The organism is Ruegeria sp. (assembly GCF_965199275.1).
Taxonomy (GTDB): Bacteria; Pseudomonadota; Alphaproteobacteria; order Rhodobacterales; family Rhodobacteraceae; genus Ruegeria.
On the sequence record NZ_CBDAQX010000022.1, the window covers coordinates 454,753 to 466,527 of the forward strand.

Sequence of the window (11,775 nt, forward strand, 5' to 3'; positions counted from 1 at the left end):
ACCCTTGAATGATGCATGCATTCAAGGGTGTGCAGGCATGAATTGCAAGTCAGCTGTCTTCGAGATCCGCAGCCAGACGGAACCCGATGCGGTTGGCGGGCTTGTCCTCGACCGATTTGGGCAAAGCACGCAGCATCACGTTCAACTGGCTGACATGCTGCACCAGCTGCGTTCGCGCGCCCGTTCCGTCCGAGCCGAAAAACGTGATGATATCTGGGTCGAAATAGCCCATCCCCTGAATCCGCATCACACCCGCGTCACCTCCGGTGAAACCCATTGCGACCTCGTGATCGCCATCGAGTGTTTTCTCGAAGTTCTGGATATAAAGGATCAGACGTTCATATGCCCATTGCGCGGCGCTCTTGGTTTCAACAGGTTTTTTCAGCTGCCCCGGTAGGGGCTGGGTGCCGGACTCGGCCTCGGAATCCGCGTGAACCTCATAGCACCGCGGCAGGGCATCCGCTTCGGCGGCTTCAGCCGAGGTTTCAATCTTGTCCTGCATTTATCACCCTTTGCGCTGAAACGTCCACGCCCCGTCCGCGCGTCGCGTCCGGGTAACAGCTCCACTGTGATGAAGATGGTTCATATGTGCAACCGCTTCAACCAGCGCCAGCCCGTATTCGCCTTCGCGAATGGAGCGTTTGAACAGCGGCGCAAAACACTCGGCAGCGGCTTTGGGTTGGTCCAGATATTCCAGCAGACGCTCCAACGCGCCGTGGTGGTTCTCGATCAGCTGACGCATACGCAGCGGCAGACCAGTAAAGGGCAATTTGTGGCCACCCAGAACCAGATGATCCGTGCGGGCCAGCTTTTGCAGCCGTTCGCAGGCCTCGATCCAATCGGAGACCGGATCGGCCATGGGTTCGGTCGCGTAGACCCCCAGATTGGGGCTGATCGAGCCAAGGATCTGATCGCCACTCAGCACCAGATGATCATCGCGGCTCCAGAGTGTTACATGTTCGGGCGCGTGACCGTTGCCCATATGCACATCCCAGTCGCGCCCGCCGATGCGGATCACGTCGCCCTGTCTAATCCGTGTGAAGCCGAGGGGCATGGGGTAGACCGTATCGGCAAAGTTGAACGGACGATCGGCCTTGCGCTTTTCCAGAAAGTCAGGATCCATTCCGGCGCTTTGGTAGAAATCCAGCGTCTCCTGCGGCCAGTTTTCCTGCACGTCCAGCGTCAGCATCCGCGAAAACAGCCATGCCGTGCGGCTGGTGACCAGCTCGACCCCATGTTCGGCCTGAAACCAACCGGCATTGCCCACGTGGTCGGGGTGGTGATGGGTGACAACAGCGCGACGAATGGGCTTTTCTGCCAGAGGACCCGACATCAGCTCAGCCCAGATGCGGCGGGTTTTGTTCGAGGACATACCGGTATCAATAACCGTCCACCCGTCGCCGTCATCCAGCGCGTAAATATTCACATGGTCCAGCGCCATCGGCAGCGGCAGGCGCATCCACAACACGCCCTCGGCAATCTCGATGGCTTCACCGGAGGCGGGCGGCTCGGGCCAAGGGTATCTGATGCCCGAAGGCTCTACGCCGTCCATCACGCGCCCAGATCTTCGGCGCTGAGAGCAAAGAGGTCATCCGCCCCGTTCTGCGCCTGCGCCAGCAGACCGAGATATTCGGGCAGCAAGGCGTTGATGTAGTAGCGCGCCAGTCGCGCCCGCGGGCCATCCGGATCGGCAAGGGCTGCGGCCAGATGGTAGTGCCCGCCCAAAACCCGCGCAAAGGCGCGCAGATAGGCGGCAGCACCCGCAAAGCGCGCGTTCATGTTGTCCTGCGCCACCATCCACTCGGTCGCTTCGCGCAGGGATTCCGTGGCCTCCCACACCGGACCGGCGAGATCGGGCATCTTGGAGCGGGCCTGTTCGGCGTGATCTTCGATCTCATCGAGCAAGCTGGCAGCAGCGTCCCCACCGTCCATCATCTTGCGGGCGACCAGATCCATTGCTTGGATGCCGTTGGTGCCCTCATAAATCGCGGTCACGCGGACGTCGCGGTAATACTGGGCCGCCCCTGTCTCTTCAACGAAGCCCATGCCGCCATGAACCTGCACACCGGTCTCGGCGACGCGCATCCCGGTCTGGGTGCCAAAGGCCTTGCCAATCGGGGTCAGCAGAGCAGCCCATGCGGCCCAGTCGGCATCTCCGGTCGCGTGAGCCATATCAATCGCTGCGGCATTCGCCAGCATGATCGCCCGCGCTGCAAATACATCCGCCCGCATTTCGGTCAGCATCCGACGCACATCCGCGTGGTCGATGATCGTGCCCGAAGGCGTCTTGCCCTGCTTCCGCTCCATCGCGTAGGCCAGCGCGTGCTGATACGCGCCCTCGGCCACGCCGACGCCTTCGCCGCCTACACCCAGACGTGCGTTGTTCATCATGGTGAACATGGCTGCCATACCGCCATGCTCTTTCCCAACCAGCCAACCCGTGGCCCCGTCATACTGCATGACACAGGTCGGAGAACCATGGAGGCCCAACTTGTGTTCCAGCGACACAACGCTCAGGTCATTGGCCGCGCCGGGGTTGCCCTGTGGGTCAGGCAGGTATTTCGGCACCAGAAACAGCGAAATCCCTTTGGTGCCCGGAACCGCGTCGGGCAGACGGGCCAAAACCAGATGGCAGATATTCTCGCAGAAATCGTTGTCGCCCCAAGAGATATAGATCTTCTGCCCGGTGACCGCATAAGTGCCGTCACCATTGGGTTCTGCCGGTGTCGTCAAGGCACCCACATCCGACCCGGCCTGCGGCTCGGTCAGGTTCATCGTGCCCGAATAGGCGCCAGACATCAGCTTGGGCAGGTACAGCGCCTTGAGCTCGTCACTGGCATGCGCCTCGAGCGCTTCGATCTGACCCTGCGACATCAAGGGGGCCACCTGCAGCGACAGGCAGGCCGCGCTCATCATCTCATTGACCGCCGACGTGACGGCCATGGGCAGACCCATCCCACCATAGTCGGGGCTGCCGCTCATTCCAATCCAGCCGCCTTCGGAAATCGCTTTCCAACCCTCCGAGTATCCGGGTGAGGTCCGCACGACGCCATTTTCCAAATGCGCCGGTTCCAGATCACCGGGGCGTTGCAGCGGGGCGAGAACCTCTTCGCACATCTTGCCCGCTTCCGTAAGGATCGCGCTGACCACATCCGGGGTTGCGTCAGCGAATCTCTCGGTGGCCGTGATCTGATCAAGACCCACCACATGGCGGAACAGGAATTCATAGTCAGAAACTGGGGCGCGGTATGGCATGGCTTCCCTTGCGGTCTGTCGGTACAGCCGCACTTGGAATCTGCGATCCGCACCGGTATGCATCTTTGCTTATTGGGATTACCTAATCTTCCCCATGTTGCAAGCAACCAAAACGCGGCGTCACCAGATATGATCCCCACCACCCTTGAGCTGACAGCCGACCCCAACGGCATCGCCCGCGCCGCTGATCTTTTGCGTCAGGGCCTGCTGGTCGCCTTCCCGACCGAGACGGTCTATGGACTGGGAGGTGATGCTAGAGACGGTGAGGCCGTGGCCGGGATTTACGAGGCCAAGGGTCGGCCCAGTTTCAACCCGCTGATCGCCCATGTCGCCTCGGTCGAGGCCGCACAGCGGTTTGTGCAATGGTCGGATCAGGCCGAGCGTTTGGCGAATGCGTTCTGGCCCGGTCCGCTGACCTTGGTTCTGCCGCTGAAGCCGGGGCACGGAGTGTCGTCACTGGTCACTGCAGGGTTGGATACTCTGGCGGTGCGCGTGCCTGCGCATCCCACGGCGCGCGCTTTGCTGGGGGCGGTTGATGGGCCAGTTGCGGCGCCGTCGGCCAATCCTTCGGGTCAGATCAGCCCAACGACTGCGGCCCATGTGCATGCGGGATTGGGGGGGCGGATCGCCGCCGTTCTGGATGACGGTCCCTGCGGTGTCGGGTTGGAATCCACCATTGTCGGACTGGCCGGAGAGCCCAGCTTGCTGCGCCCCGGAGGCGTCGCGCTGGAACAGATCGAGACCGTCCTGAACACCCGCCTTCACCTGCACAAAGCGGGGGATATGCTGACCGCTCCGGGGCAGCTGCAATCGCACTACGCGCCGGATGCACCCGTCCGACTGAATGCTGAGACTGTGCAGGGGGACGAGGTTCTTCTGGGATTCGGCCCGATCGTCTGTGACATGAACCTGTCTGAAACAAGCAATCTGACCGAGGCTGCGGCCAATCTGTTCGCCGCGCTACACAGCCTGAATGAAACCGGGCGTCCGATCGCCGTCACTCCGATCCCCGATCATGGGCTGGGGGCTGCGATCAATGACCGTCTGCGCCGCGCCGCCGCACCGCGCGACAGTTAGCTAGGCGCGGCCTGCGCTGGCCGAAAGGGTCAGCGGGTCGACGCCGAGCGTGGCCAAGGCCTTTTCCCATTTATCGTCATCGGGCACATCGAACACCAGCTCCGACGACGCATCTGCTGTCAGCCAGCCATTCATCGCGATCTCATCCTCCAGCTGACCGGGGCCCCACCCGGAATAGCCCAGCGTCAGCATCGCATTCAGCGGGCCACGCCCCGCGGCCATATCCTCCAGAACGTCCAGCGTGGCCGTCATGCTGAAGTCATCCGAAATCTGCATCGAGTGCAGGTTGGCGTCATAGTCGGAACTGTGCAGTACAAAGCCACGCGACATCTCGACCGGGCCTCCGAAATGCACCAGACGCTCGCCTATGATGGGAATACGACACGGGATGTTGAGCTGCCCCAGCAGAGTTTTGAACCGCAGATCAGAGGGTTTGTTGATGATCAACCCCATCGCCCCATCGTCGCCGTAGCTGCAGATATACACCACCGAGTGGTCGAAGCGCGGATCGCCCATCCCCGGCATCGCAATCAACAGTTTTCCGGTCAGGTCCATGCGAGGTTTCTCTTGCTCGTTACCCCTCAACAATGGCCCTGCGGAACTGGTATTGGCAAGGGAGCAAAGCTGATTTCAGCAGATTTCACACAGGTGACCCGAACGTGACTTGGATTTCAGGTCCGCACGGCGCATGTAATAGGGTATGATGACTCGCATGAAATCCTCGGTTGCCTTTCTGATCGCTTGTCTGGGCCTGTCCGCACCTGCCTCAGCGCAGGGTTTGGATGGGGTTGTTGCGCTGGATGTTCTTGATGGCGGGCGCACGGCCAATGGGACCTATCTGGGCGCGCTGCGTCTGACCCTCAAAGAGGGGTGGAAGACCTATTGGCGCGCGCCGGGCGACGCCGGGATCCCGCCGCAATTCGATTGGAGCGGGTCCGGAAACGTGGGCGACGTGCGTATCACCTGGCCCGCGCCCGAGATTTTCGACCAGAACGGCCTGAAATCCATCGGCTACGAGGATCAACTGGTGCTTCCGGTCGAGATTACGCCCAAGAACCCAGCCAAACCTGTGCGCTTGCGTGGTGAGATGGATTTGGGGGTCTGCAAGGACGTATGTATCCCGCAGCGTCTGGATTTCGACCACAAGGTTGACTCCGATGCCGGGCGCAACCCCGCAATCGCGGCCGCGTTGGCGCAGCGCCCCTACTCGGCCCGCGAAGCGCGTGTGGCAAAGGCCAGCTGCCATCTGACCCCAACCTCGGACGGAATGCAGATCGAGGCGCGGGTGACCATGCCTTCGGCCGGAGGGCAAGAGGTTGCGGTGATCGAGCCGGGGAACCCGGTCCTTTGGGCCTCGCAACCCGAAACGCAGCGGCAGGGTGGCACGCTGATTGCCCGATCCGAGGTGATCAGCGCCTCGGGCGCACCTTTTGCGCTGGATCGGTCCGAGATTCGGATCACGGTTCTGGGCGCCAACCACGCTGTGGACATTCAGGGATGCTCTGCAGGCTGACCCTATGACGCAATCCCCCAAGATCGGTGCGCTGGCCGTTGTCCTGCATCAGGAAAACGTTCTGCTAGTGCAACGCAGCAAGGAACCGGATCGAGGCTTGTGGGGGTTTCCCGGCGGCCATGTGGAATGGGGTGAAACCGTCCTTCAGGCCGCAGAACGGGAATTGCTTGAGGAAACATCGGTCGCGGCTGAACCGCTGCACTATCTGGACAATCTAGACCTGCTGCGGCGGGATACGGATGGGCAGGTCCTGTCGCACTATTTGCTGGTCGGGGTGGCCTGCCGGTACCAATCGGGTACGCCTTTGGCCGGGGATGACGCGCTAAACGCGCAATGGTTTCCTATCGAACAGATTCTTAGAGGCGACCTACCGATGAGCAACCGTGTAGCCAGCCTGTTGCAGCTTGCGCTGAAGGAGCGTTAGGCCCCGACCCGGTTTTTGAACCGGGCATAGAACATCCCGGACAGCAGCACGCTCAGGATCACGATGGGGATCGCTCCGGCCACAAACGCTCCCAGCCCCATGCGCAGAATCTCGGGGGCCTCTGCGCCTCCGTAAAGACCGGCCAGTGGAGCCGCAGGCGCACCTGAGACCATCGGCCAGATCAGCGTCACAGCAAACCAGAGCATCAGAGCCAAAGCGGTCGCGCCAAGTGCGGCCTGCACCACGCGGTCCCGCGCATAGATCGCCCGCCGCATCGCGGTCATTGGGCGCGCGAAATCGTTCAGGATCGCCAGCAGAGCGGGCACCAGAACCAGCACCAGGACCATTCCAAAACCCAGCCCATAAACCAGCGTGATCACCGTTGGCTTGAGGAACTGTGCCTGTTGCGAACCCTCATACAGAAGCGGCGTCAGACCCAGCACCGTCGTCAGCGTGGTCAGCATCACCGGACGCAACCGGTCTGCTGTGCCTTCGATGATCGAGGGTACCAACCCCCTCTCCTGCTGGTAGCCATCAATGGTGGTCACCAGCACAATCGAGTCGTTGACGATAATGCCCGTCATGCCCAGAAGCCCGACAACGGTGAACATACTCAGCGGCACGTCCCAGATATAGTGCCCCCAGATCGCGCCCACCAATCCGAACGGAATGATCGACATCACCACCAGAGGTCGCGACCAGCTGGCGAACACCCAGGCCAGAACAAGATAGATGCCGGTCAGGCAAAGGATCAGACCGGTGCGCGCCTCAGAAAGGAACTCGTCCTCTTGCTCGCTCAAGCCCGCCATACGCCAGTCGACCTGATACTCGCCCGCAATGCGCGGCAGAATCTCTTCGTTCATTGCGCGCCCGATTTCGGCCGCGCGGGCGGGATCATCCTCGGAGATGTCGCCATTCACCGAAATCACCCGCAACCCGTTCTCGCGCCGGACGGTTGAGAAGCCTGATTTACGCTCGACCGAGACAATGTCGGCCAGCGGGACATAGACCCCGTCTGGCGTGCGCATCAGGGTGCGTTCCAGGAAATCGGCGGTCAGCTCGCCCTCGGGCAGTTCCACGCGGATCTCAGCACTGCGGGGGCCATCGGGGAAGGTTGCGGCCTCGATACCATTCAACCGGTTGCGCAGCACCCGACCCAGCATTTCGATGCGGAAGCCCAGCGCCTGACCCTGTGCCGTCAGGTCGAGGATGTACTCCTCTTTGTCATAGGCCAGATTGTCCTCAAGCGCCGAGACCTCGGGGTATTTTGAAAGTTCGGTCTGCAAGTCCTCGGAGGCGGATTTCAGCGTGTCTACATCCGCGCCGTAGAACTGCACGTCAATCGCGTCCCCTCCGGGACCCGAGCGCCAGCCCCGGAAGCTCAGCAGCTCAACCTTGGGATGGCGGGGGACGAAATCCTGAAGCTCACCCACAAATTCAAAGCTGGAATAGGGGCGCAGGTCGGCGTCGATCAGCTCGATCGAGATACCGCCCAATAGGTCGTCATCCTTGCCCTCGGCAGCAGACAGACCGAACCCTGCACTGCCGCCAACCTCGGCCAGAACATATTCAAGAGGATTGCGCCCGTGGCGCTCCTCGTAGATCTGGCCCAACTCTTCGGTGGCGCGCTGCAATTCGCGCATCATGGCGATCGTGTCAGCACGCGTTGCGCCTTCAGCCATAATGAAATTGCCGGTGACCGAGCCGCGTTCGGGCGCGTTGAAGAACCGCCAGTTCACATCGCCGCGAATGAACAAGGCGGCCTGGGTCGCCAGGATCACCAACATCAATGCAACCACGACATAGCGTGCCCAGATGACCCAAGCGATTAGTGGGCGAAACAGCGTGTCCCGTACCCAGCGGAAGCCTCGGTTCACCACCCGGTTGGGCAGGTCATACCAGTGTTCCTTGGCCGAATGCGCAATGGCGTGGGACATGTGGTTGGGCAGGATCAGGAAGCATTCGATAAGTGAGGCCGCCAGCACCGCGATCACCGTAAAGGGGATATCACGGATCAACTCTCCGAACCGGCCACCCACAAGGGTCAGGCCGAAAAAGGCGATCACGGTGGTGATCGTGGCCGCAAAAACCGGCATAGCCATCCGGCGGGCAGCGCGTTCGGCGGCCACGATGGGCCGTTCCCCCAGTCGACGGGCTCGGAAATCAGCGTGTTCACCCACAACAATGGCGTCATCCACGACGATCCCAAGGGTGATGATCAGGCCGAACAGAGACACCATGTTCAGCGACAAGCCACCGATATACATCAATGCAATCGCCGCCGACATCGCAACCGGAATACCCGCCGCAACCCAGAAAGCAATGCGTGCGTTCAGGAACAGGAACAGCAGACACACGACAAGGCCAAGGCCAACCAGACCGTTGTCGATCAGAATATCCAGACGGTCGGTAATGGCCTGCGCGCGGGTACGGATCATCTCGACCGAGACACCTTCGGGCAGGCTGGCCTGCATCTCGCTCACCACATCCTCGACCGTGTGCTGGATCGCGATAGCATCCCCCAGATTGGAACGGTCCACCCGAACCGACATGGCCGGATTTTCCCCGACAAAGTAACTGCGGTTGCGATTGACCCCTTCCACCCGGATCTGCGCCACGTCGCCGACAAACAGTTTCGATCCGTCTGCAAAGGTCCGCAGAGCGATGGTCTCAATCTCTTCCGGCGTGCGCTTTTCTGCGCCGGTCCGGATGCGCGCGTTGGCGCCCGTCACATCCCCCGCAGGGCTGGCATTGACCTCAGCCGAGATGGCCGAGGCGATGTCGGCCAAAGCCACATCATTGGCAATCAGCTGCGCGGTTGGCACCTCGACCACCACACGCGGGGCGGCCAGACCGCGGATCGTGGTGCGGGTCACGCCAGCGGCAAACAGGCGGTTGATCAGCTCATCGGTGAATTTGGCCAGCTGGTCTGGATCAACCGGGCCGGTTACGACCACATCTGTCACCCGATCGCGCCAGGCCCCACGCCGGATCGTAGGTTCTTCGGAATCCTCGGGCAGGTTGGTAACGCTGTCTACGGCGGTGCGCACCTCTTCCACCGCGCGGGACATGTCCCAGTTCGGCTCAAACTCCAGCCGGATACTGGCAGAGCCTTCGCGAGAGGTCGCCGTGGTGCTTGCCACACCTTCGACCGCCAGCAATTCGGGTTCGAGCAGTTGGACGATGCCATTGTCGACATCTTCGGGACCGGCCCCTTCCCATTCGACATTCACGTCGACCCGTTCCAGAACCACATCCGGAAAGAACTGCGCCCGCATATTCGGGATGGCCGCAGCGCCCAACACCAGCATCACCAGCAACAACAGATTGGCCACGGTTCTGTGCCGGGTGAAATAGCTCAGGATACCACCGGCAGCGCTAGGGATGTCCCGCATCATGGCGCTTAGCCCCCGGCCAGGTTTTCAATGCGGCGCACCAGCGAGGCCGGAACTTTTGCCTCTTCCAACTGGCCGAGCATGCGTGTTTTCTCGGTCTCGGGCATATCCTCGCTGGCCTCGACATGGGTGATCAGTTCGGCCCGTTTCGCGTCGGTCAATTCCACCAGATCAGGATCGGCTCTGGCCTCGGGAGGCAAGGGGCGCACGCGAACCCCGGACCCTAGCAGAGGCGTGCGGCCTATCACGACCTCGCGCCCTTCCAGCCCTTCTCCGCGCAGCAGAACCTCATCGCCCTGACGGCGGATCAGTTGCACAGGCAGGACTTCCAGACGATCATCCGCACCCAAAACCAGAACGGTTCCAGCTGCGTCCAGAACCGAAGACGGAAGGCGTGCGACCTGTTCCAAGGGCTGTTCCTGCACCGTCACGGTCACGAAGTCGCCGGGCTTGAACCCCGAGGCATCGTCGAGCCGGGCATAGATCAGACGCCCGGTTTGCCCCTCACCAGCCGAGCCGCTGTCACGGCTGATCCGGCCCCTCGCGGTCAGGTCGGCCCCCGTGACCTCAAGCGAGATGGTGAAGGGGGCGTTGATCAGCGCTCCGTCTTTGTCCAGCAAACGCACGAATTGCGCGGTTGAAACGCGGAAGGCCACCTCCAATGCGTTGGGGTCCACCAGTTCGGCCAGCTTCTCGTTTGCTGAAACCAAACGCCCTTCGACCAGCGTGACATCTGTCAGCGTGCCTCCGAACCGGGCGCGGATGGTCATGTCCTCCAGGTCACGCTCTGCCGCTTCCTGCGCGATCCGCGCGCGGGCCAGCAGGGTCGTAGCCTGATCCACCCGCGATTCCGCCTGCGCAAGGGCAATGCGGCGCGCCAGAACCGATTGTTGTGCGGCGGCGGCGATCAATTCGGCCTCTTCCACACTGGCGGGTGCCCCCACACCGCGGGATTCAAGATCGCGCTGACGCTGCAGGGCTCTCTCACGCAGCTCGGCCTGCGCCTCGGCTGATTTCAATTCATCCTGCGCCAGCAACAATGACCGTTCAGCATCACGTTCTTCGAACTGCGCATCCAGAACGTCCGACTTGGCACGATCCAGTGCCGATTGCGCATCCGCCGGATCAAGTTCAACCAAGACCTCACCCGTGGTCACGGTGCCGCCATCCTCGAAATCATCCGCCAATGCGATCACGCGACCCCCCAGCGCCGCGCGCAACTCCAGACGGCGACGGCTTTGCACCTCGCCGAAGGCTTCGAGATTGGGCGTGACGGTCTCAAAAACAGCCGGGCGAACGGTCACCGCAAAGACCCGCTCGCGCGCTTTGGGTTGTTCATTCTCGCGGGTCAGGACCTCTCGCACGGCCCCTGTGACGATCTGAACGGCGACAAACAGCAAGGCCAGCGTCAGCGACGCCAGAAACACACCGACCAGACTCTGCCTTAAGAAACGCATCTACTATTCATCCCGGTTGCAAATGGGCTGCCCTGCGGAAAATGTAGCGGAGGCACGAAATATGCCAAGCCACAAAGCGGTTATAAGGTGTTGAACGTGCGACCAGTCTACTTCCGTCGCAGATGTTCGTCCAATCTGGGCATTATTTCCACGAAATTGCAGGGGCGGTGGCGATAGTCGAGCTGTTTCTCGAGGATACCGTCCCAAGCGTCCTTGCAGGCCCCGGGGCTGCCCGGAAGTGCAAAAAGGTAGGTTCCGCCCGCCACGCCACCCGTGGCGCGCGACTGCACCGCTGAGGTTCCGATCTTCTCCATCGAAATGATGGTGAAAACGGTCCCGAAGGCGTCGATTTCTTTCTCGTAGACGTCGCGATGCGCCTCGACCGTCACGTCCCGCCCGGTCAGCCCGGTGCCACCAGTCGAGATCACCACGTCGATTCCGGTATCCGCAACCCAGGCGCGCAGTTGATCGACGATTTGGGCGCGTTCGTCCTGAATGATCTTGCGATCCGCAACCACATGCCCCGCCTTTTCGATGCGCTCCACCAGTGTCTGGCCCGAACGATCCTCATCAACCGAGCGCGTGTCCGAGACGGTCAGAACAGCGATGCGAATAGGAATGAACTCAATCGTTTCGTCGATACGTGACATCAGG

General features: G+C 61.5%; 10 protein-coding genes. 3 read left to right on the top strand and 7 right to left on the bottom strand.

Translation table 11 applies throughout. The annotated features are described in order from the left end of the window. Window positions 1–49: 49 nt before the first annotated feature. The 3 genes from ACOERD_RS21995 to ACOERD_RS22005 are packed head-to-tail and all read right to left on the bottom strand — an operon-like array spanning window position 50 to window position 3,255. Window positions 50–502: a DUF6173 family protein gene (locus ACOERD_RS21995; RefSeq protein WP_170379083.1), complete on the bottom strand. Its 453-nt coding sequence runs from the start codon at window positions 500–502 to the stop codon at window positions 50–52. A 3-nt stretch (window positions 503–505) separates the two neighbouring features. Further along, the gene (locus ACOERD_RS22000) at window positions 506–1,552 is read right to left on the bottom strand and encodes an MBL fold metallo-hydrolase (protein ID WP_419740567.1); all 1,047 of its coding nucleotides are present in this window, start codon (window positions 1,550–1,552) and stop codon (window positions 506–508) included. After that, entirely contained in the window at window positions 1,552–3,255 is a 1,704-nt protein-coding gene (locus ACOERD_RS22005) for an acyl-CoA dehydrogenase (protein ID WP_419740460.1), read from the bottom strand. The genes ACOERD_RS22000 and ACOERD_RS22005 overlap by 1 nt, the downstream gene beginning before the upstream one ends. 129 nt (window positions 3,256–3,384) lie before the next feature. On the opposite strand from ACOERD_RS22005, the gene ACOERD_RS22010 reads away from it, so the two are divergent. Next, on the top strand, window positions 3,385–4,332 hold the full coding sequence (locus ACOERD_RS22010) for an L-threonylcarbamoyladenylate synthase (protein ID WP_419740461.1): 948 nt from the start codon (window positions 3,385–3,387) through the stop codon (window positions 4,330–4,332). On the opposite strand, the gene ACOERD_RS22015 is transcribed toward ACOERD_RS22010, so the two are convergent. Beyond that, window positions 4,333–4,887 carry a YqgE/AlgH family protein gene (locus tag ACOERD_RS22015; RefSeq protein WP_170379089.1) on the bottom strand — a complete coding sequence of 185 codons (555 nt, stop codon included), beginning with the start codon at window positions 4,885–4,887 and terminating at the stop codon, window positions 4,333–4,335. A 145-nt stretch (window positions 4,888–5,032) separates the two neighbouring features. On the opposite strand from ACOERD_RS22015, the gene ACOERD_RS22020 reads away from it, so the two are divergent. Together ACOERD_RS22020 and ACOERD_RS22025 are read left to right on the top strand one after the other, a co-directional pair. Then, window positions 5,033–5,845 carry a protein-disulfide reductase DsbD domain-containing protein gene (locus ACOERD_RS22020; RefSeq protein WP_419740462.1) on the top strand — a complete coding sequence of 271 codons (813 nt, stop codon included), beginning with the start codon at window positions 5,033–5,035 and terminating at the stop codon, window positions 5,843–5,845. 4 nt (window positions 5,846–5,849) lie between these two features. Continuing rightward, window positions 5,850–6,269, top strand: a complete 420-nt coding sequence (locus tag ACOERD_RS22025) for an NUDIX hydrolase (protein ID WP_419740463.1) — start codon at window positions 5,850–5,852, stop codon at window positions 6,267–6,269. On the opposite strand, the gene ACOERD_RS22030 is transcribed toward ACOERD_RS22025, so the two are convergent. From ACOERD_RS22030 to moaB, 3 genes are all read right to left on the bottom strand, one after another. Next, entirely contained in the window at window positions 6,266–9,667 is a 3,402-nt protein-coding gene (locus ACOERD_RS22030) for an efflux RND transporter permease subunit (protein WP_419740464.1), read from the bottom strand. The genes ACOERD_RS22025 and ACOERD_RS22030 overlap by 4 nt on opposite strands. A gap of 5 nt (window positions 9,668–9,672) precedes the next feature. Next, a complete protein-coding gene (locus ACOERD_RS22035) occupies window positions 9,673–11,121 on the bottom strand; it encodes an efflux RND transporter periplasmic adaptor subunit (RefSeq protein ID WP_419740465.1) in 1,449 nt (482 codons plus the stop codon). Between the two features lie 107 nt (window positions 11,122–11,228). Next, window positions 11,229–11,771, bottom strand: coding sequence for a molybdenum cofactor biosynthesis protein B (moaB, locus tag ACOERD_RS22040; RefSeq protein ID WP_419740466.1), 543 nt, complete (start codon window positions 11,769–11,771; stop codon window positions 11,229–11,231). Between the last annotated feature and the right edge of the window lie 4 nt (window positions 11,772–11,775).

Bases quoted from the DNA above. Each gene is read 5' to 3' on its own strand.
- ACOERD_RS22010 (WP_419740461.1), top strand. From the start codon at position 3,385: ATGATCCCCACCACCCTTGAGCTGACAGCCGACCCCAACGGCATCGCC.
- ACOERD_RS21995 (WP_170379083.1), bottom strand. From the start codon at position 502: ATGCAGGACAAGATTGAAACCTCGGCTGAAGCCGCCGAAGCGGATGCC.
- ACOERD_RS22005 (WP_419740460.1), bottom strand. From the start codon at position 3,255: ATGCCATACCGCGCCCCAGTTTCTGACTATGAATTCCTGTTCCGCCAT.
- moaB (WP_419740466.1), bottom strand. From the start codon at position 11,771: ATGTCACGTATCGACGAAACGATTGAGTTCATTCCTATTCGCATCGCT.
- ACOERD_RS22035 (WP_419740465.1), bottom strand. From the start codon at position 11,121: ATGCGTTTCTTAAGGCAGAGTCTGGTCGGTGTGTTTCTGGCGTCGCTG.
- ACOERD_RS22030 (WP_419740464.1), bottom strand. From the start codon at position 9,667: ATGATGCGGGACATCCCTAGCGCTGCCGGTGGTATCCTGAGCTATTTC.
- ACOERD_RS22020 (WP_419740462.1), top strand. From the start codon at position 5,033: ATGATGACTCGCATGAAATCCTCGGTTGCCTTTCTGATCGCTTGTCTG.
- ACOERD_RS22015 (WP_170379089.1), bottom strand. From the start codon at position 4,887: ATGGACCTGACCGGAAAACTGTTGATTGCGATGCCGGGGATGGGCGAT.
- ACOERD_RS22000 (WP_419740567.1), bottom strand. From the start codon at position 1,552: ATGGACGGCGTAGAGCCTTCGGGCATCAGATACCCTTGGCCCGAGCCG.
- ACOERD_RS22025 (WP_419740463.1), top strand. From the start codon at position 5,850: ATGACGCAATCCCCCAAGATCGGTGCGCTGGCCGTTGTCCTGCATCAG.